The organism is Sphingosinicellaceae bacterium, from assembly GCA_019285715.1.
Taxonomy (GTDB): Bacteria; Pseudomonadota; Alphaproteobacteria; order Sphingomonadales; family Sphingomonadaceae; genus Glacieibacterium.
On record CP079108.1, the window covers coordinates 688,112 to 708,764 of the forward strand.

At 66.7% G+C, this 20,653-nt stretch carries 17 protein-coding genes and 1 pseudogene; 6 read left to right on the forward strand and 12 right to left on the reverse strand.

Annotated elements, in window-relative coordinates:
• Positions 1–115: 115 nt before the first annotated feature.
• Both KX816_03295 and KX816_03300 read right to left on the reverse strand, forming a co-directional pair.
• The gene (locus KX816_03295) at positions 116–2,620 is read right to left on the reverse strand and encodes a TonB-dependent receptor (GenBank protein ID QXQ07094.1); all 2,505 of its coding nucleotides are present in this window, start codon (positions 2,618–2,620) and stop codon (positions 116–118) included.
• A 164-nt stretch (positions 2,621–2,784) separates the two neighbouring features.
• Positions 2,785–3,465 (reverse strand): TetR/AcrR family transcriptional regulator, encoded by a 681-nt coding sequence (locus tag KX816_03300; protein ID QXQ07095.1) that lies wholly within the window; start codon positions 3,463–3,465, stop codon positions 2,785–2,787.
• Positions 3,466–3,571: 106 nt separating this feature from the next.
• On the opposite strand from KX816_03300, the gene KX816_03305 reads away from it, so the two are divergent.
• The 3 genes from KX816_03305 to KX816_03315 are packed head-to-tail and all read left to right on the forward strand — an operon-like array spanning position 3,572 to position 6,882.
• A complete protein-coding gene (locus KX816_03305; protein QXQ07096.1) occupies positions 3,572–4,951 on the forward strand; it encodes an aromatic ring-hydroxylating dioxygenase subunit alpha in 1,380 nt (459 codons plus the stop codon).
• On the forward strand, positions 4,948–5,487 hold the full coding sequence (locus KX816_03310; protein QXQ07097.1) for a nuclear transport factor 2 family protein: 540 nt from the start codon (positions 4,948–4,950) through the stop codon (positions 5,485–5,487). Before KX816_03305 ends, KX816_03310 begins: the two co-directional genes overlap by 4 nt.
• 51 nt (positions 5,488–5,538) lie before the next feature.
• Positions 5,539–6,882 (forward strand): aromatic ring-hydroxylating dioxygenase subunit alpha, encoded by a 1,344-nt coding sequence (locus KX816_03315; protein QXQ07098.1) that lies wholly within the window; start codon positions 5,539–5,541, stop codon positions 6,880–6,882.
• 42 nt (positions 6,883–6,924) lie between these two features.
• Here KX816_03315 and KX816_03320 read toward each other — a convergent pair whose 3' ends face one another.
• The 10 genes and pseudogenes from KX816_03320 to KX816_03365 form a co-directional block, all read right to left on the reverse strand.
• Positions 6,925–8,355 (reverse strand): MFS transporter, encoded by a 1,431-nt coding sequence (locus tag KX816_03320; protein QXQ07099.1) that lies wholly within the window; start codon positions 8,353–8,355, stop codon positions 6,925–6,927.
• A 70-nt stretch (positions 8,356–8,425) separates the two neighbouring features.
• The gene (locus KX816_03325; GenBank protein QXQ07100.1) at positions 8,426–9,181 is read right to left on the reverse strand and encodes an SDR family oxidoreductase; all 756 of its coding nucleotides are present in this window, start codon (positions 9,179–9,181) and stop codon (positions 8,426–8,428) included.
• A gap of 44 nt (positions 9,182–9,225) precedes the next feature.
• Positions 9,226–9,726 carry a VOC family protein gene (locus KX816_03330; protein ID QXQ08376.1) on the reverse strand — a complete coding sequence of 167 codons (501 nt, stop codon included), beginning with the start codon at positions 9,724–9,726 and terminating at the stop codon, positions 9,226–9,228.
• 47 nt (positions 9,727–9,773) lie between these two features.
• Positions 9,774–10,571 carry an SDR family oxidoreductase gene (locus KX816_03335; GenBank protein ID QXQ08377.1) on the reverse strand — a complete coding sequence of 266 codons (798 nt, stop codon included), beginning with the start codon at positions 10,569–10,571 and terminating at the stop codon, positions 9,774–9,776.
• Positions 10,572–10,593: 22 nt separating this feature from the next.
• Positions 10,594–12,090: pseudogene (locus KX816_03340) on the reverse strand (AMP-binding protein).
• A gap of 48 nt (positions 12,091–12,138) precedes the next feature.
• Entirely contained in the window at positions 12,139–13,563 is a 1,425-nt protein-coding gene (locus KX816_03345; GenBank protein QXQ07101.1) for an MFS transporter, read from the reverse strand.
• A gap of 121 nt (positions 13,564–13,684) precedes the next feature.
• A complete protein-coding gene (locus tag KX816_03350; protein ID QXQ07102.1) occupies positions 13,685–15,121 on the reverse strand; it encodes an aromatic ring-hydroxylating dioxygenase subunit alpha in 1,437 nt (478 codons plus the stop codon).
• 212 nt (positions 15,122–15,333) lie between these two features.
• Positions 15,334–16,272, reverse strand: coding sequence for an NmrA family NAD(P)-binding protein (locus KX816_03355; protein ID QXQ07103.1), 939 nt, complete (start codon positions 16,270–16,272; stop codon positions 15,334–15,336).
• Between the two features lie 30 nt (positions 16,273–16,302).
• The gene (locus KX816_03360) at positions 16,303–16,620 is read right to left on the reverse strand and encodes a hypothetical protein (protein ID QXQ07104.1); all 318 of its coding nucleotides are present in this window, start codon (positions 16,618–16,620) and stop codon (positions 16,303–16,305) included.
• Entirely contained in the window at positions 16,617–17,633 is a 1,017-nt protein-coding gene (locus KX816_03365; protein ID QXQ07105.1) for an NADP-dependent oxidoreductase, read from the reverse strand. Before KX816_03365 ends, KX816_03360 begins: the two co-directional genes overlap by 4 nt.
• Before the next feature lie 190 nt (positions 17,634–17,823).
• On the opposite strand from KX816_03365, the gene KX816_03370 reads away from it, so the two are divergent.
• The 3 genes from KX816_03370 to KX816_03380 are packed head-to-tail and all read left to right on the forward strand — an operon-like array spanning position 17,824 to position 20,653.
• The gene (locus KX816_03370; GenBank protein QXQ07106.1) at positions 17,824–18,633 is read left to right on the forward strand and encodes a sugar phosphate isomerase/epimerase; all 810 of its coding nucleotides are present in this window, start codon (positions 17,824–17,826) and stop codon (positions 18,631–18,633) included.
• Positions 18,630–20,246 (forward strand): GMC family oxidoreductase, encoded by a 1,617-nt coding sequence (locus tag KX816_03375; protein ID QXQ07107.1) that lies wholly within the window; start codon positions 18,630–18,632, stop codon positions 20,244–20,246. The genes KX816_03370 and KX816_03375 overlap by 4 nt, the downstream gene beginning before the upstream one ends.
• Complete coding sequence (locus tag KX816_03380; GenBank protein QXQ07108.1) at positions 20,243–20,653, forward strand: hypothetical protein; 411 nt, start codon at positions 20,243–20,245, stop codon at positions 20,651–20,653. The genes KX816_03375 and KX816_03380 overlap by 4 nt, the downstream gene beginning before the upstream one ends.

Sequence of the window (20,653 nt, forward strand, 5' to 3'; positions counted from 1 at the left end):
CGCGTTAATACGGAACCTTATCGACTTTTCAGTCGCAAAACGAGAACTGTTGCAGCGGGCAGTCGGGCGAGTTCCGACGGGCAGCCCGGGGCGCAGGCGCCCCGGGCTCGCGTTCTCAATACTTGACGGTCAGCTGCAGCTTCACCGTGCGGGGCAGCGTGCCGTAGCCGGTCTGGTCGGCGCCGATGCCGCTCGGGGTGCCGGTGCCGCTGCCGGTCAGCGGCGCGTCACCACCACCGGTGAAGTAAAAGTGGTCGGTCAGGTTCTTGGCGATCAGCGCAAGCTCCCAGCGGCCATCGTCGCGACCGACCCGGACGCTGGTGTCGAGCACCGCATAGCTGTGCACGCCGGTCGCCGGGTTGCCGAAGCTGGAGGCGGTGTAGTTGTCGCTGTAGCGCCCGTCGACGTTGATGCCGAACTTGAGCGTCGCCGACACCGGCCGCTCGTAGGAGAAGCCGAGCGTGCCGGTCCACTCCGGGGCAACCGCGGTCGGCTGGCCGCTGAGCGACTGGAACGGCGCGTTCGACGGCCCGACCAGGGTGCAGCCGGCGCTCGGCAGCTGGCCCGAATAGCAGGGCGCGAGGAAGTCCTTATAGCGGGCGCGGTTGTAGTTGACGGTGCCGTGGATCGACAGGCCCTCGATCGACTGCGGCGCGTATTCGGCCTCGATCTCGACACCCTTGGTCCGCGCGGTACCGGCGTTGTAGGTCTGATAGGCGAAGATCTGCGAGTTGAAATAGTCGACCTGCAGGTTGCTGTACTTGTAGGTGTAGATGCCGACGTTCAGGCGCAGCTGGTTGTCCAGCAGGGTCGTCTTGACGCCGCCCTCGAACCCGGCGCCCTTTTCAGGACGGAAGGTAAGGTCGCCGACCGGGTTCGGCGACTGCGCCGAGTTGATCGCGCTGTTGGAGAAGCCGCCCGACTTGTACGCCGTCTTGTACGCACCGTAGATAAGCACGTCGCGGACCGGCTTGTAGCTGATCGTCGCTTCGGGCGACCAGTTGTTGAAGACCTGCTTCGCCGCAAGGATGCCGCTCGGGGCACTCTCCGGGGTGAAGATCGAGGCGATCGCCGGGTTCACGTACGGCTGGAAGAAGGCGCTGTCCTTGGTCTCGTGGATATAGCGGACGCCGGCGGTGGCCTCGACCTTGGGCAGGATTTTCCACGACACCTGGCCGAACCCCGACAGGGTTTCACCATTGGTGTACGACTGCTTGGAGTAGGCGACGTAGCGGTTCGCCGGAGTGGCGGCCGAATTCTCGACGCCGGCGAACATCACCGCCTGGAAGAAGTCGCGGCGCGTGTTCTGGTAGTAACCGCCGACCATCAGGTTGATCGGTGAATCGAAGTCGGTCTGGGCGCGGAATTCCTCGCTGAAGGCGTGAAAGCTGGAGTTCTCCGTCGCCCACACTGCGCCCGACAGGAAGTCGCAGTCGCAGGCGAAACGGTTGTCGTTGTGGTTGTAGTTGGTGATCGACGTCAGAGTGACATTGTCGAGCTTGTAGTTGATCGTACCGGTGCCCTGGTACGACTTGTAGGTGTTGTACAGCGCGCCGTCCTTCTTGGCGTACGGATAGACGGCAGCGATGTCGACCGGCAAGTTGTTCTGGTGGATGACGAAATGGTTTTCGCAGGTGTAGTTCGGGGCGATCGCCGTCTTGCCGCCCGGGCAGTTGACGGCAACGTAGTTCCAGCCGTTGCCGTCGACGTGATTATAGTCGACTGACCCCTTCAGGGTGACGCTCAACCGGTCGGTCGGGTCCCACTTCAAGGTGACGCGGCCGATCAGTTCCTTCTCCTGCGGCTCGTCCTTGGTCGCGGGCAGGCCGGTGTGAGCGTTCAAGCTGCCGGTGGCGACGTCGAAGGTGCTGTACGGCGTGTCGATCGCCTCGTTCTTGTAGTAGCCGCCGAACATGTTGGAGGCGCGCACCGCAACGCGGATGCCGAGCGTGTCGGTCAGCGGGGTCGACACGATCGCCTCGCCGCTCAGTTGCTGGGAGCCGAACTCATAGCCGACGCGGCCGATGTATTCGGCCTTGTCGCCGGGGTCGGCGGTGGTCAGCGAAACGACGCCGGCGGTGGCGTTCTTGCCGAAGAACAACGCCTGCGGGCCCTTCAGGATTTCGACGCGCGCCAGGTCGAAGAAGCCTTCGTTGATGACGCGACCCTGGCCGTAATAGACGCCGTCGACGACGATCGCGACCGACTGCTCGACGCCGATCGAGGTTGCCGACGAGCCGATGCCGCGCAGCGTGAGCTGGGCGCCGGCACCGTTCGAGGCGCGTCCGACGGTGAACTGCGGAGTCGAAGCGGCGATCTTCTCGAGGCTGGTCAGGTCCTTCGCCTGGATCTGGGCGGCGCTGATCGCGGTGACGGAAACCGGAATGTCCTGCGCGCTCTCGACCTTGCGGCGTGCGGTGACGACGATGTCCTCGAGACCGCCGGCCTGCGCGGTGACGACCGAACTCCGGGCCGGGGCGGTCGGCGTGCCGGCTGGAACCGAGCCCGGATCGTTGGTCGCCGGCAGGGTCTGGGCCGCCACCGGGGCAACGGCGAGCGCGGTCGCGAAAAGCGCGACGCCGGTCATCAGCTGCGCACGACGTGAAAAACTCTGGCGCATGGCCAACTCCCCAAGGACTTTATTATGAACAGCGATGTAGGTGGAGCGGTCGGGTGCCGCTCTTGCTTGACGTACGGAACGCTATGAGATTCTGCGCACCCCAGCAAGATTGATTTTGATAGGGGTCGGGAACGAGGGAGCGGCCCTGCTCCTGGCGTAGGCGGTCAGGCTTGGCCCGTCACCAGGCGGCGCGCGGCCTCCGTCGACAGTCGCGCTGCGGCTCGTCGGGGCCGGACGACGCGCTCCCCGACGACAGCATCGCCGGGGGCTTGCCAGATCGCCAGCAGCGCGAGTTCGAGAGCGCGGCGGACGGCGACCCGGCGCTCCGTGGCGGGAGCGGGCAGGGGCTGCAGGAAGAGCCAGTCCTCGACCAGTTGCGCGAGATCGCGAGCCGCGGCGAAGTTCGGCTGCTGGGCGACACCCGGCAGGTCGAAGATGGTGTCGACCAGGCGCGCCTTCTCGATTTCGATCTCCTCGACCGACTGCGCGATGGCGTCGTGGAGTGCGGGGACAGTGCGCGCCGCCACGGTAAGCTCCATGCGGGCCGTGCGAAACCGGTCGAGCCGGGCATCGCCGATCAACGACACCGCGAAGATGATCGCGCTGGTTCCGGCCGGGCGATCGGCGATCGCATCGACATGGCTCTGCCACATCGCGCGGCCGATATAGCCCGCGAGCGCCAGTGTCAGCGCCTCCAGCGAGGCGAAATAATAGCGCAGGCAGCCGCGCGTCACGCCGGCTTTCTCGGTCACCCGGGTCAGTGTCAGGGCGTGGAAACCCGACTCGTTGAGGCAGTCGATGCCCGCCTCAAGGATCGCGCGGCGCGTCCTGTCGCGTTTCTTCACTGGACCCCTTCCACGAAATTGACACGGCAAGCAGAAAGCGGAATAGTCATCAGCGAATAAAAAGCTCAGGTCAACTATGGCCGGGCGATCGCCCGGGGAGTGACGGATGAAGGTGGAAGAATTTTCCGCGCTCGCACCTGGTGGTCATCGCTGCCCCGGACCGAGCACGCGCGACATCATCCTTTCCGATGGCTGGGCGGTGCCGCCGGCGCTGACTGCCGAGGCCTATGACTTCATGGGCGACGCCGACATTGCTTTCGACCGGTACACCTCGCCCGAGTTCTTCGAGCGCGAGATGCGCGACCTGTGGCCCAAGGTCTGGCAGTGGGCCTGCCGCGAGGAGCATCTGCCCGAGACCGGCGACTACATCACCTACGACGTCGGCCGCTACTCGATCCTGATCACCCGCGTCTCGCCGACCGAGATCAAGGCCTACCATAACGTCTGTCTCCACCGCGGCACCCAGCTCCGCCCGTCGGAGAGCAGCGGCACCGCCACCGACTTCCGTTGCCCGTTTCATGGCTGGAGCTGGAACCTCGACGGCTCGCTGAAGAACATCCCGTGCCGCTGGGACTTCCCCCACGTTACCGACGCCAACACCCGGCTCCCCGAGGTCAAGGTCGAGCTGTGGGGCGGCTTCGTATTCATCAACATGGACCCGGAGGCGGCACCGCTCAGCCGCCAGCTCGGCGCACTCGCCGACCATTTTACAGGACGCTGGGACCTGTCGAAGCGCCGCGTCGCGCTGCACCTGCAGAAGGAGCTGCCGACCAATTGGAAGGCCGCGACGGAGGCGTTCCTCGAGGCCTATCACGTCTACGAGACCCACTCGCAGGGCCTCGCGACCGCGGGCGATGCCAACGCCCAGTACGACGTCTTCGACGAGCACGTGACGCGCTTCGTGCACACCATCGGCTTCCCGAGCCCGCACTACACGACGCCGCAGACCCAGCAGCAAATCTTCGACAAGATGCGCGGCACCGGCGGCGCGGTCGTGCCGGAGGGACGCACCGCGCGCTCGGTCGCCGCGGCCCTCGCCCGCGACGAGATCGGTGCGCAGTCCGGGGTCGACCTGTCCGAATATTCCGACAGCGAGATGCTCGACTCGATCGAGTATCACTTCTTCCCGAACATGTGCCTGTTCCCGGGCGTGTCGCTGCCGATGATCTACCGCTTTCGGCCGATCGGCAACGACACCGGCCGCACCATGTTCGACCTTATGTTCCTGAAGCTGGTGCCCGAGGGTGCGCCCGAGGAATTCCCGCCCGACCCGATCCCGGTCACGGTCGAGCAGAGCTACGCCGACGCACCGGGCATGAACCCCGGCCTCGGCGCGGTCTATGACCAGGACACCGACAATCTGGCGATGCAGTACCGGGGCTTCCAGGCGTCCTTCAAGAAGGGCCAGACCCTGGGCAACTACCAGGAAGTCCGTGTCCGCCGATTCCACGCGACCCTCGACAAATATCTTGGAGCTGCCGCATGACGAGCCAAGCGAACCTCGATGCCTTCCTCGACAAGCAGGTGCTGACCGAGCTCGTCTACAAGCTGGCGCGCTCGATCGACCGCTGCGATGCGGTGCTGCTGAAGTCGCTGTTCCACCCCGACGCGACCGACGACCACGGCAGCTTCGTCGGCACCGCCGCGGACTTCATCCCCTGGGTGATGGACGTCCTCGCCACCATGCGCCGCACCCAGCACATCATCGGTAACGTGCTGATCGAGCTCGACGGCGACACCGCCTACGGAGAGTCTTACTTTGTCGCCCACCACGTCATAGACAAGGCTGGCAGCGACATCCTGATGATCGCCGCGGGCCGCTACCTCGACCGCTTCGAGCGTCGCGCCGGCGAGTGGAAGTTCGCGCATCGCCACGCGATCTACGACTGGAGCCGGACCGAGCCCGCCACCGACATCTGGGACCGCGACAACCCCGGCGCGACCGTCTTCGGCGCGCGCGGGCATGACGACGCCTCGTACGCCAACCGCCCCAACCCGACTCAGCTCGAACACGCCGCCTAGCCCCTTTCGACCGGCGTCGACGCGCCGGCCCCGCACCAGCAGGAGACAGCAATGGCCACTATCCTCGACCGCGACGACGCCGCCGAGCGCCCGCGCGCCGACATGTCGAAGTTCCCCGACCCGAACTTCCGCAACACCCCGATCAACCCCGACCGCTATTACTCGAAGGCCTTCGCCGACCAGGAGTGGGAGAAGATCTGGACCAAGACCTGGCAGATCGGCGGCGTCATCGCGCAGGTCGCCAAGAAGGGCGATTACCTGACCGCGGACCTCGGTCCCGAGACCATCGTCTGTATCCGCGGCGACGACGACAAGGTCCGCGCCTTCTACAACGTCTGCCAGCATCGCGGCATGCCCGTCGTCAGCGGCGAGCAGGGCAACGTCAAGCGCATGGTCTGCCCGTACCACGGCTGGGCCTACGACCTTCGCGGCACGCTCAAGACCGTCCCCGACGAGGCCGATTTCGTCCAGGGCAGCCCGTGCGGCAAGCTCAACATGGTCGAGATCAAGTGCGAGGTCTGGGCCGGCTTCGTGTGGTTCAACATGGACGACAACTGCCAGCCACTGCGCGACTTTCTCGGCCCGATCGTGCCGCAGATCGAATCCTATCCGATGGACCGGATGGTCCGCACGCACTGGGTGACGATCGAGGCGGACTTCAACTGGAAGCTTATCCAGGACAATTTCAACGAGAGCTACCACGTCCCGTTCGTGCATCCGCAGACCAAGTTCGTGATGGAATATTCGCATCACCACTGCCAGTTCGACCTGTATCCGGAAGGCCATGCCCGCATGTTCATGCCCGGTGCCGGGCCGACCAAGATGCTGCGCGGCGGCGAGAACGAGACGCTGTCGATGCTCGCCGAGGAGCTCAAGTTCTGGGGCCTCGACCCGGAGAAATATCGCGGCGGCCGCACCGGCGAAATCCGCCTCGACCTGCAGAAAGCGAAGCGCGCGCACGGCCAGGACAAGGGCTTCGACTTCACCACGTATCACGACGACCAGCTGACCGATCACTGGCACTACACGATCTTCCCGAACACCTCGTTCAGCCTCAAGCCCGACGGCAACATCTGGCTGCGCGGCCGGCCGCACGAGACCGATCCGGAAAAATGCTACTTCGACATGTGGTACATGACCCTCTTCCCCGAGGGCACCGACCGCTATTACTCGCAGAGCATGAGCGAGTGGGTCGATGTCGCCGTGCCCGCACCGCACGTCGTCGGCAAGGTCAACGAGGTCTCTATGGGGCCCGGCATCGACCAGGACGTGTCGATCTGGGGCCACCAGCAGCGCGGCCTGCACTCACGCGGCTACAAGCGCGATTATCTCGCGTGGCAGGAGCGGCGGGTGCGGTATTTCCACGAGAATATCGACAAGTGGGTGGCTGGCTGAGCCGGCGGTCGACCGTCATCCCCGCGAAGGCGGGGATGACGGTTACGCAATAGCGACCGCCCGCCGCCCCGGAATCCCCACCAGCGCAACGGCAACCGCAATCCCCAGCGCCGCCGCGAACGCCACGAACGCCACCCGGAAATCCGCCGCGCTAACGGTCGCCGTGTGGTTGTCGATCAGCGTCATGCCGATCGACGCCCCGAGTGCGACCCCGAGCTGCTGGCAAGTGAACAACAGTGCCGTGCCGACACCCTGCTCGGCGGGGCGGAGGCCGTCGGTCGCCGCGCCCATGATCACGATGAAGGCGGTGACGCTGCCGAGCGCGGAGATCGCCATGCCGGGCGCGATGCTGAACGCATAGGCCTCGCCGACCGTCGCCGCGAGGATCAGCAGCCCGGTGGCGTTGAGCAGCATCGCCCCGATCACCAACTGCCGGACCTGAAACCGCCCGAGCAGGCGCGGCGCGAGGTTGCCGGCGATCAGCACGGCCGCCGCGTAGGGCATGGTGCCGAGCCCCGACATCGCGGCGCTGTAACCGAGCACGCGCTGCATATAGACCTGTGACAGCACCAGCAGCCCGCCGACACCGAGCAGGACCAGCAGCGAAATCGCTGCGGCCGCCTTGAACGCCGGGCGCCCGAAAATGCCGGGCGGCACCAGTGGGGCGGCGACCCGCCGTTCGATCGCGGCGAAAATGCCGAGCATCGCGACCGCGCCGCCGATCAGCCCGATCGTGCGCGGCGCGCCTGGGCCGAACTCGCCGATCGCCGAAATGCCGGTCACCAGCAGCACGATGGCGAGTGTGATGGTCGCCGCGCCGCCGAAGTCGATCGGCTCCTTCACGGCGACCGCGCGCTTGGGCAGGTAGCGCAGCGTCAGCCACAGCGCGACCGCGATCAGCGGCAGGTTGATGAAGAACACGCCGCGCCAGCCGAGCGCCGAGACGATGCCGCCGCCAAGCAACAGCCCGAGGATCAGCGAGACGCCTTGCGTCATGCCGAACACCCCAAGCGCGCGGTGGCGGTCGGGGCCTTCGGGGATGAAGGCGGGGATGAGGGCGAAGGCTCCCGGCGAGATCAGGGCGACCGCCGCGCCCTGCAACGCCCGCGCTGCGAGCAACCAGTAGATGCTTGGGGCCAGCCCGGCGACGACGGAGCCGGCGGCGAACACCACCAGCCCGATTGTCAGCACGCTGCGATGCCCGATGCGGTCGATCATCCGCCCGCCGATCATCAGCAGGCTGGCGAGCGCCAGCGCACTCGCGACGACGACCCACGACAGCAATGCCGGCGGGGCAGCGAAGGCGCGCCCGATCGACGGCAGCGCGACGCTGACGATCGAGAAGTCGGTGGTGCAGACGACCTGGATCAGCGCCATCAGGGTGACGACGGGGGCGAAGGCGACGTGCGGGGCGGGGGCACTGACCCCGGCCGCCGTGGCGGGGGCAGGGGCGTCGGCTACGGACTCGCGCATCGTCTTCGCTCCTGCCGTTTCGGGAAGGGTCGGGACAGCGCCCGAAGGCGACCGTCCCGGCCGGTTTCGCCTAGAACTGCACGCGCTTGGTGTAGCCGCCGTCGATGATGACGTTGGTTCCGGTCGTGTAGGACGACGCCGGGCTCGACAGGAACACGACGGTGCGCGCGACTTCCTCGGCGTTGCCGAAGCGGCCCATTGCCATCTGTCCCTCGGTCATCTTGTAGAAGTCGGGCATGCCTTCCTTGATCTTCGACCAGTTGCCGCCCGGGAACACGATCGGCCCCGGCGACACGATGTTGACGCGGATGCCCTTGGGACCCCAAGCTTGGCTCAGCTGCTTGCCGTAGGTGATCAGCGCCGCCTTGAGCGCATTGAAGGCAGCGGGCTGGATGAAGGTCTCGACCGCGGCGGTGCTCGACATCAGGATCACCGAACCGGCCTCGGACTTCTCCAGCCATGGCAGCAACGCGGTGCAGCCGTCGACCGCGCCCATGATGTCGTAGCGGTAGGTCATGTCCCAGTCGCCGGTGCCGCCGGCGCCCGACGAACTGACGTTGTGAATGAAGATGTCGCAGCCACCGAGGTCGGTCGCGGCCTTTTCGAGCCACGCCGTGTAGCCCTCGTTGGCCATGTCGAAGACTTCGCCGATGACCTTGCCGCCGTGCTTCTCGAGCGACGCCTTGGTCTCGGCGACCTGCTCGGCGTTGCGCGAGAAGAACGCGACGTCCGCACCTTCACCGGCGAACAGCTCGAGCGCGGCACGGCCAAGGCCGCGGCTGCCTCCCGTGATGATGACTTTCTTGCCCTTGAGTCCCAGTTCCATGTCAGTCTCCCGCTAATTGATGGTGGTGTCGTGACGTTGGGAAGTCAGCCGCGACCGCGTATCGGGTCGCTGCCGTCCCAGTCCTGGTGCGCGGCTCGCATCATGGCGAAGCCGGCATGGCCCGCCGCGCCGATCTGCAGATACTCGATGACCGTGCCCGGTCCGCCGCCGGTGTCGACGTAGATCACCGCCCCCGCTCCGCCGGGCAGCTCGCCCTCCTGGACAACCGTCGCTCCGGCCAGGGCAACGCGGCGCCGCGTGTCGGCGATGTCGTCGACCAGGACGCACATGTGCTGTACGCCCTCGCGGCCCGCCGCGCGCCACTCGGTGTACATCGACGGAGCGTCGTTGTGCTGGCGGATCAGCTCGATCTGGATGTTGCCATAATAGCCGAGCGCCATCGAGAAATCGATGTCGCTGGGCTGGCCGTTGAAGCGGATGTTCTCGAGCTGGACGTGGTGCATCTCGAAGAACGGACCCGCCCCCAGCCCAAGCCAGTGGGCCAGCGCGGCGTCATAGTCCGCCGGGCAATAGGATAATTGCATCACCGGCCCGAGCTGTGCGAGGCTGTCGGCAGGAGCGGGCGCGCCGCTCACTGCGCGGCCATCGCCGCCATGACCGAGGCGGTGATCTCGCTCTTCCACGGGTTGCGGCGCAGCGTCAGGCCGCCGTTCACCTGGAGGTTCTGCCCGGTCATGAAGCACTCGTCCGACGACAGCCAGATCGCGGCGGCGGCGATGTCCTCCGAGGTGCCGATGCGGCCCAGCGGATAGGCCGGCAGGAACGCCTCGTGCAGCCCCGGGGTGGCCATGCCGGCGGCGGTCATCGGGGTGTCGGTCAGGCCCGGGGAAATCGAGTTGGCACGGATGCCGCGGTCGCCGAACTCGTTGGCGATGCAGCGCATGACATGGTCGGTCCCGGCTTTGGTGCCCATGTAGGCGGCATGGTCGTTGAGCATGATCGTCGCCGTCGCCGACGAGATCTGGATCAGCGAGCCGCCGTCCTTCATCGCGCCGATCATCGACTGGAAGAACAGGAAAGGGCCCTTGAACTGCAGGTCGCTGATCTGCTGGATTTCCTCGGCCGTGGTCTCGAGGAACGGCTTCAGCAAGCCCCAGCCGGTGGCATTGATGGCGATGTCGACACCGCCCATCTCCTTGGTCGCGAACGCGGCGAGCGCATCGGTCTGCGCCTTGTCGGTGATATCGCAGGTGGTCGCGAAGGCTTTGCCGGGGTGCTCGGCGACGAAGCTGTCAAGGAACTCACGCTTGCGGCCCGCGACGACGACCTTGGCGCCCTCGAGCGTCAGGTGGTGGGCGATGACCTGCCCCATATTGTGCTTGCCGGCGGCGCCGAGCACGACGGCACGCTTGCCTTCCAGTCTCATGATCTCTCTCCCAAGTAAGTCGTTGTCAGCCGCCGATGGTTCGATCGGACGGCCAGTAGGGCTTGCGCAGTTCGCGCTTGTTGACCTTGCCCATGGCGTTGCGCCCAACGTCGGGGACGATCTCATAGCTGCGCGGCGACTTGTAGCCGGCCATGCGCTCGCGGCAGTACCGCGCGATCGCCTCGATGTCGGGGGTGATGCCGGGAGCGGCGACGAGCAGCGCCTTGACCGCCTCGCCCATCTCCTTGTCGGGCACGCCGATCACCGCGACGTCCTCGATGGAAGGGTGCTCGATCAGGACCTGCTCGATCTCGGCCGGGTAGATGTTGACCCCGCCCGAGACGATCATGTCCGAGCTGCGATCGGTGATGTAGACATAGCCTTCGGGGTCGACGTAGCCGACCTCGCCGAGCGTGAAGACGCCGGGCTCGAGGTGGGCTTCGGCGGTCTTCACCGGGTCGTTGTGATAGACGATGCCGCGCCCGCTCGGGTCGCGGAAGTACAGCTGGCCGACTTCGCCGGTGCCGAGCCGCGAACCGTCCTCGGCGATGACGACCATCTCGAACGGCGGCACTGCCTTGCCCACCGAACCCGGCTTGCGCAGCCACTCCTCGGAGCCGATCATGTTGGTCGTGCCGGCCTCGGTGGCGCCGTAGGCCTCGACCAGCACCGGGCCCCACCACTCGATCATGGCGCGCTTGACGTCCATCGGGCAGGCCGCGCCGGTGTGCGAGACAAGGCGCAGGCTCGACACGTCGTAGCGCTTGCGGACGTCCTCGGGGAGCGCGAGCAGGCGCTGGAAATGAGTCGGTACCATGACCGAAGTCGCGGCACCCCAGCGCTCGATCGCGGCGAGGATCGCCTCCGCGTCGAACTTCGGGACGATGACCAGCGGCCGGCCGCCGGCAAGCTGCCGGACCGAGCCGAGCGGGCCGGTATGATAAAACGGCCCGACGAGGATGGCGGGACCGGCGACACTGGCGGTTACAGCGGTCCGCAGCGCGTCGAACAGTGCGGCGACGCTGGGCGTTCGCGGGAACATGTTGGGCGGGGTCTCGGCACCCTTGGGACGCCCGGTGGTGCCCGAGGTGTAGTGGAGGTGGGGCAGCGAAGGCATGTCGGTCGGCGGCTCGGCGGGGCTGGCGGCGGCAAGCCAGGCGTCCCAGGACTCGACGCCTTCGACACCGTCGCAGCGCCAGCCGACAACATGGTCGATGCCCGCCTGCCGGGCCGCCTTGACCCCGGCGACCGCGGTCTCGGGGCCGACGAAGACGATGCGAGCGCCGCTGTCCTTGAGGATATAGGCGACCTCGTCCGCGGTCAGGTGGAAGTTGACGGGTACACTCGAAACCCCGGCGTGGAGCGCGCACAGATACGCGAGGCCGGTCTCGACCGAATTGTTGGCGAACACGGCAGCGCGCGGCGGCGTGCCGAGAGACATCGCGAGCAGGGCGTTAGTGCCGCGGTTGACGATGCCGTCGAGCGTCGCCCAGTCGAGCTGGTGCTGGTCGTCGACCAGCGCGAACGCAGTCGGGTCGGTGTGCAGATGTTCAGCGGCAGCCAGTGACACTCAGTGGGCCCTCACGATTGGTTGGTCGTCGCGCCATTTCTCGGAATTGAGCAAAGCGGCGCGGAAATGGGGGAGGCTGCGCCACACAAAGAAGGCGCCCAGCGGATAGTTGACCACCGCCATCAGCGCGAGCGTCGAGCCGAGCGACTTGCCGTCGAAGACCTGGTCGCTGATCAGCCCACCGAGCAACGGCCCGAGCGAATAACTGAGGAAGTTCACGACCACGAGGTAGAGTGCGATGATCCTGCCGCGTAGTTCGTTCGGGACGATGAACTGGAGTGCTGCGGTGCCGAGGCCGGTCGGCCAGCCCATGAAGAACATCGCCACCGCGAACAGGCCCATCGCCGGCCAGAAGCCGCTGACCAGCGGCGCCGCGATGCCGACCGGGATCAGCAGCAGCGCCGCCGCCAGCACCAGGCGCAGCGTCGCGTCGGGACGACCGGCGCGCATCATCCGGCCGGACAGGATGCCTGAGATGATGCTGCCGATGGTGCCGAAGACAAGTGCGATGGTGCCGAAGGTGAGGCCGGTTTCGGCGCGCGTCGCGCCGTGCTCGCGGATGAAGAACTCGACGACCCAGTAGAACAATGCCCAGCCCTGCACCGCGAGTGCGGTGTAGGCGATGAAATGGTAGGTCAGGAAGCGCCCGCGCGAGCGGAGCAGGGCCATGATCGCCGCCCGGTCGATGGTCGCGGGAGCGCCAGCGGCTGCGGCCAGCGCCATTCCGCGCCGCGCTGGCTCGCGGATCGTCAGCGTCAGCAGCGCGAGCACGATTCCCGGCGTGCCGACGATGATGAACATTGCCTGCCATGAGCGCACCGTGCCGATGAGCGGCAGGTTGATGACGTCGAGCGCCTCGAGGTGCTGGACGACGCTGCCCCCAAGGATGTTCGCGAGCCCGACCCCGACGAACGGCGAGGCCGAGAAAATGCCGAGCGCCAGGGGCAGCTTGGCCCGGTCGAAATAGTCGGACATCAGCGAGATCGCGGCCGGCTGCAGCGTCGCCTCGCCAACGCCCACGCACATCCGCGCGAAGAACAACTGGCCGAAGCGGCTCGCCAATCCGCAGCCGATGGTCGCGAGGCTCCAGAAAAAGATGCCCCAGCCGATGATCCGGCGGCGCGAACTCTGGTCGGCCAGCCACGCCATCGGCAGCGTCAGGAAGGTGTAGAACAGCGTGAACGCAAGGCCGCCGAGTAGCCCCATCATGGTGTCGCTGACGCCGAGGTCGCGCTTCACCGGGCCAATCATCAGTGCGAGGATCTGGCGGTCGACGATCGACACCGTCGCAGCGACGGTCAGGAAGGCGACGACGTACCAGAGATAGGCATCACTGCTTTTCACGGCCGGAACCACCGGCGAGACGACGATACCGGGAGCCCCGGCGGCGACCGACCCGCGCTTGATGATCGTCTCCCCGCCCACGTGCTCAGGTTTTCCTATCCGGCGGTTGCATCGGTCCGCGCCGGGCCTGGCGAGCGCGGCGGAACCTGTCGTTGACGGAGAAGCGCGACCGATGCCGGGAAGGGCATCGGCCGCGCCGTCCTCAGTTGACCGCCGCCAGCCTTGCGGTGTTCGCGACGCTACGGGCGATGTAGCGGTCGATCATCTGGTGCATCAGGCGGATGCGCATCTCGGCGTAGCGACCGAAGTTGATGACGCCAATCGCCGACGCCTTCATGCCGGTCTGGACGTGCGGCAGGTTCGCCATGTCCTGCTCGAAGACCGCGGCGAGGCCCTGCGACATGCCGGCCTTGACACCCATCTCGAGGATGCTCTCGTCGAGTCCGATTTCGAACACCGGGGCCGGCTTGGGCCGCGCCTGGCCCTTGGGCACACGCTTGAGCAGGTAGATGTCCATGATCGAGGTGTCGTGGTCGGCACCATTCGGACGCCACCGATAGAACAGCTTGGGCATGTAGCCGGCCCAGAAGCTCATGTTCGGGAAGACGTTGTACAGCAGGGCGTCGACCATCTCGGCGTCGGAAGCGTCGGAATAGTCGTAGCCGTCCTCTGTACCGATCGTCTTGCGCGACATTTCGGCGACGAAGGCCCGCGCGGTGATGCCGTCGGGGATTGTCATGCCGTCCGCCGGGTCGCTTGCCGCAGAGCGCGTGCGCGAGCCGACGCCGAGCATGGCGTTCATGATCTCTTCCTCGGAATATTCGCGGGAGACCATCGGGCTCGGTACCATCTGCGCCGAGAACTGCCGGGTGACGTGGTCGGACAGCACGTCGTACTGGCTGTTCACGTCGGCGAGATAGGGCAGCAGCTGCGGGTGGGTGGTAATCGCGTGGTGGCTTTCCATGAAAGCCTCCGCCGCGGCCTTCCAGTTGCAGCCGACCGTCTTCTGGACGTGCATCGTGATGTAGCAGTCCTCGAGGTGGTAGCGCTCGAAATGCTCCTGGATCGGGTTCAGCGCCTCGGAAAGCGGTCCGGCGTTACGGTCGAGATTGATGAACACGAACCCGGCCCATGTGTCGACGAGAGCCTCGGGCAACGAGATGTCCTTGCCTTCCCACTGCGGGAAGTCCCAGGCGATCGGGTTGTCCTTGAAACTGCCGTCGGTATTCCAGGCGATGCCGTGATACGGGCAGCGGAACTCGTTCTTGCAGCCAGGCAGGGTTGCGAGCTTGCGGGCGCGGTGCAGGCACGAATTGTGGAAGGCGCGGATCGAGCCGTCGCGCTGGCGGGTGACGAGCAGCGACTTGCCCGCGATCTCATAGATGATCACGTCGCCGGGGTTGGGGATTTCCTCTTCGCGGCACGCCATCTGCCAGATGTGCGGCCACAGGTGCTGCTCCTCGATCCGCGCGAACGCCGGATTGATGTAGCGGTCGATGTCGACAGGAGCGGCGCCGATGTCGGGCACGGGGCCTTCGCGCAGATGCGCGGGCACTGGGCGCGTGTCACGCTCGAGGATGTCCTCGTAGGTGTCGGCCGGATGGCGGTCGGCACGAAATGTCTTGACGGCAATGTTCATCATCAACCTCCAGGGTCCCCCGGCATTGCGGCGGCGTGTTCGGCAACTGGATACCTTGACCGGCATCTCTCAGGCCGTCGCCGGCGGCTCGCACCGGCACCGCAGAATGAAACTAACACATCCTGCAACTTACGCGACGATAGTAGTATGTCGGACCCCGGACAACAGGATTCATCCGCTCCCGGATAATTTCCCGTGTCCGCACGGCGCGTTCAGCCGGCCGGCGGCCGCGGCGCGTTACTATTGCGCCAATCTTGCCGCTTTGCCCATGTCGCAACGGTCTCGAGCTCGATCGGAATGCGCTCGAGCATCGCCACGGTGTCGACCTCGAAGGGCCGCGTCGGGGCGGTGTTGTTGTACTCGTAGAATGCCCCGATCGAGGTCTCGATCGCGGCACGCTCTTCGGGGCCCATCTCGTCGCCATAGGCGTAGGCGAGGCGCTTGCCGAACTCCATCGGCGTACACGGGGTGTAGACGATCGTGCGACCGAGCGCCTCTGACAGCGCTGCGGCAACCTGCGGCGGCTTCAGCCGCTCGGGACCGCCGATGTTCATCCACGCGCCCTCCATGTCGGGCCGGTCGAGCGAGTGGATCATGATCTTGGCGACGTCGTCGAGGCTGATCCAGTTGGCTTCGAGATCGGGGCGATGGGCGTAGATGAACTTGCCCTCGTCGACGATCGACGGCCGTGCCCAGTTGGTCAGCATGTTGTCCATGAACAGCACCGAGCCGAAGACCGTGGCGCCGACGCCGGTCCGCCACAGTGCATTGATGCCGTCGGTGTTGCCGGCATAAGTGTAGGGATCGCCGGGGCGGTCGGGGATCCAGCTCGAGGTGTTCCAGACGACGCGCTTGACGCCCGCAGCCTTGGCGGCGCGGCCGACGCTGGCGACGAGCACCGCGCGGTCCTGGCGGGCGCGCAGCGGGTGCGTGTGGAAGACGGCCTCGGCACCCTGGAAGGCAGCCTCAAGCGAGGCTTCGTCGTACAGGTCGGCAGCGACGACCTCGACGTTCTCGGGCTTCTCGGCCCCGTAGAACGGGTCGGCACTTCGCGATAACGCCTTGACGTTGAAGCCCGCAGCGACGAGCTGGCGTACCTGCGCGCCGCCTTGGCGACCGCTGGCTCCGATGACAGCGACGGTTCTGGTCATGTCAGTCTCCCCAAGGTAACTTTTCCCGAGTCAGCGGCCCGCGGGTACCCACGGTGCCTCGACGCCGAAGACGACGGTCTCGCGTTCGATCGACTCGCCGAGCACCTTGCTGATGGCGGCGAAGCGCGGGTGCTTCTGCAGTGCGACGAGGCCGCGCTGGAAGTGGTTGAGATCGTCCAGCCGCCACAGGTCGATCGCGGTATGAAGCCGCCCGGACACCTGCATCACGGCGGTGATGAGGTGCCAGCCCTCGCCTTCGACGATGCTTACGACCTCATTCATGGTGGCGGTGAACACCGCCATGTCGGCGGCCTTCAACTCGAGGGTCGACTGCATGAAGACGCTCATGTCGGGGTTCCCTCGTGGAGGCGGAGGAGCTGCTTCCCGCGATTGCCGCCCTCGAACAGGCGCATCAGGGTGCGGGGCGCGTTTTCCAGCCCGACCTGGATGTCTTCGCGCGATTCGAGTCGGCCATCGGCGATCCACGCCTTGATGCGGGCGCGGGCCTGGTCATAGGAGGCCTCAAAGTCGTTGAGGATGAAGCCTTCCATTGTCGCGCGTTTGAACACGAGGTTGAAGTAGTTCGACGGACCGACTGGCATGCCGCCGGTCTTGGAGCGCGAGATGCCGCCGCAGATGACGACGCGCGCATTGAGCGCGATGCGGCCGAGTAGTGTGTCGAGCATGGTGCCGCCGACATTGTCCCACAGCACGTCGATGCCCTCGGGCACGAGGGCGCGGAGCTGGTCTCCGATCGGGCCGGCCTTGTAGTCGATGGCGGCGTCGAAGCCGAGTTCGTCGGTCAGCATCGCGCACTTCTCGGCACCGCCGGCGATGCCGACCACGCGACACCCGCCGATCTTGCCGATCTGCCCGACGATCGACCCGACCGCGCCCGCCGCGCCGGTCACCACCATCGTGTCGCCGGGGAACGGCTTGCCGATCCGCTGCAGGCCGAAGAATGCCGTCAATCCAGTCGTGCCGAGCACGCCGAGATGGGCCGAGAGCTGGCCGTCTCGGGTCAGCGTCGTGAGCTGGGTCGCGGCAACGGTCGCATAATCCTGCCAGCCGAGCTGGCCCATGACAGTCGTACCGACGGCAAGCGTACTGTTGCCCGCGTCGACGACGGTGCCGATCCCGGTGCCGCGCATGACATCGCCGATCTCGGTCGGGGCGACATAGCCGCCGATGTTCTCCATCCAGCCCTTGAGAGCCGGATCGAAGCCGAGCATCTCGACCTTGACCACGACCTGCCCCGGGCCGGGTGTATCGACGCGGCCCTCGCGCCAGCCGAAGTCGCTCTCGACGACATCGCGCCCAACCGGGCGCGCCGCGATTGTCCACTGGCGATTGATCGTCACTCGGGGGTTTGTCCTCTGTAGAGGACGGCGCATATCAACATCAATTCCATCCCCAAGCTCAACGCACGACAGGCATAGCCTAAAACTTGCAGCGCTGTGCAATAGTGTTTTTGACAGGGGGCGGACTGGTAAGCCTATCAATGTTCGTGCGCGCTTTACAATAGCTCCGACGCGCGGCAAGCGAGGCGCCGTGAGCTCGAACTACACCATTTCACTGGCGTCCGGGGTCCTGCCCGAGTTTCCGCCCGAAGCCACGGCGCGAGCCGCAGTCGCGGCGCGCTTCGACGCTGTCGGACTGTGGGTCGAACCCGCCACCTGGACCGCCGGTACGACGCAGGAAATCCGCCGCATCACCGGCGACGCGGGCCTGCCGGTGCTGGACGTCGAGGTCGTCTGGCTCAAGGCCGGGCCGCTCGACGAAGCGCACCTTCGGATCATCGACATCGGCCGCGAAGTCGGCGCACGGAACGTCCTGGTCGTCAGCTCCGACCCCGATGACGTCGGCACGGCAGCGAAGTTCGCGGCGCTGTGTGCCCATGCCGGCACCGACATCCGCATCGCGCTCGAGTTCGGTATCTTCACTGCGGTCCGCACGGTCGCGCAGGCCCAGGCCATACTTGCCCAGGTGGGGCATCCGGCGGCGGCGCTGCTGATCGATCCTATCCACCTGGCCCGGTCCGGCGGCACCCCCACAGACGTCGCCGCGGTCCCGCGCACGCTGCTGCCCTATGCCCAGTTCTGCGACGCCGGACCGCTGACCTACGACCTCGGCGACCCCGCTGCCGTTATCGCCGAAGCCGTCGATGGCAGGCTCCAGACCGGAGCGGGGGTGCTGCCGCTCGACGCGGTGCTCGACGCTCTGCCTGCGGGCCTTCCGCTCAGCATCGAGCTGCGGTCCAGGCCGCTGCGCGAGGCCTACCCCGATCCAGCGGAGCGTGCTGCGGCCGTCGCGCAGGCGACGCGGGCTTTCCTCGACCAGCATTCCGCGAGGGTCCAATGAGCCGCCAATCCTGCGACGTCCTGATCGTCGGGGCGGGCGCATCCGGCGCGCTCGCAGCCCGTTATTTCGCTGCGGCCGGTGTTTCGGTGACCTGTCTAGAGCAGGGCGACTGGGTCCAGCCCAACGACTATCCGGGGGCGAAGTCGGACTGGGAGCTGCAACGCCGCCAACGCTGGCATTTCAGCCCCAATGTCCGGCAGCGCGAGGCCGACTATCCCCTCGATGTCAGCGCCGCCGAGGTCTACCCGGTGATGTTCAACGGCGTCGGCGGCTCGACGATCCTGTGGGGTGCCCAGTGGCACCGCATGAAGCCGTCCGATTTCCGGGTCCGCACCCTCGACGGTGTCGCCGCCGACTGGCCGATCGAATACGCTGACCTCGCGCCGTTCTACGATCGTGTCGACCGCGATGTCGGCGTCTCGGGGCTCGCCGGTGACCCCGCCTATCCCGAGCAGCCGGCCTATCCGCTGCCGCCGCTGCCCGTCGGCATCGCCGGAATGCGCATGGCAGAGGCGATGAACACGCTCGGTTGGCACTGGTGGCCGGGCAGCAACGCGATCCCCTCGAAGACTTATGGCAACCTCAACCCATGCGCCCGCCTCGGCACCTGCGTCGGGGGCTGTTCGGAAGGCGCCAAGGCGTCGACCGACCTCGTTTACTGGCCCGGTGCGATCAAGGACGGGGCGCGGCTGATCACGGGAGCTCGGGTCAGCGAGATCCTGGTGAGCGACAACGGGCTCGCAACCGGCGCGGCCTACATCGACCGTGGCGGCGAGACCCACGTCGTCGACGCCGGCATCGTCATCCTGTGCGCGAACGGCGTCGGCACCGCACGGCTGCTGCTCAACTCGCAGTCGAAGCGCTTCGGCGCCGGACTCGCCAACCGCTCCGGCCTCGTCGGGCGCGGCCTCATGCTCCATCCGCTGTCGGCAGTGATCGGCGTGTTCCCCGAGTCGGTCGAGGGCTGGCTCGGTCCGGCGGGGCAGATGATCCAGAGCATGGAGTTCTACGAGACCGATGCGTCCCGAGGCTTCGTCCGCGGTGGCAAGTGGGCGCTGATGCCGACCGGCGGCCCGATGGCAGCCCATCCGGGGCTGGCAGGTGCGCCGTTCGAGGCCGGCTGGGGCGCAGCGGCGCACGGTGCGGTCGCGGCGACGCTCGGCAAGTCGGTGCTGTGGTCGATCATCAACGAGGACCTGCCCGACGACGACAACCGCATCGAACTCGACGGCGACATGACCGACTCCGACGGCATCCCGTCGGTCAAGGTCACCTACACGATGTCGCAGAATACCCGCGACCAGGCGGCCTTCCAGGTTGCGCGCGCGACCGAGTCGATGCTCGCGGCAGGAGCGGTCGCGACCATCCCGATCCCGGTGATCAAGGAGGCGGGCGGGCACCTCCTCGGCACCACCCGGATGGGCACCGATCCCGAGCAATCGGTCGTCGACCGCTGGGGCCGGGCGCATGACGTGCCGAACCTCTACATCTTCGACGGCGGCCCGTTCGTGACCTCGAGTGGGGTCAATCCGACTGCCACAATTCTGGCGAATGCGCTGCGCTGTACAGAGGCGGTGCTGGCGGCACGGCGAGACCAGCGGGTGGCGGCATGACCGACGCGGAGGTTGCTGCAGCCTTCGCGGTCCTCGCCGATCGGTTGATTCCGGCGGCGCTCGGCATGCCGGCGGCGAGCACTGCGGCAGACCTCGAAGTCGGACTTGCGAACGTCCTGAACAGCCGGCCGGACCTGCGCGCCGACATCATGCGCGGGCTCCGCGCCGTTCACGAGAGTAGTGCCGACGCCGCGGTCGAGACACTCCAGTCGAGCGACCGCGAGGCCTGGACTGCCCTGGGTCTCGCCGCGGCATCGATCTATTACAGCGCGCCGCCGGTCGAGGCGCTCCTCGGGTATCGCGGCCCCGAGCGGCGCACCTACGACGCCGACGCAACGCCGCCGTACATCGCCAACGGGATGCTCGACGTCGTCCGGCGGCGTGGGCCGATCTGGCGGAAAGCCTGA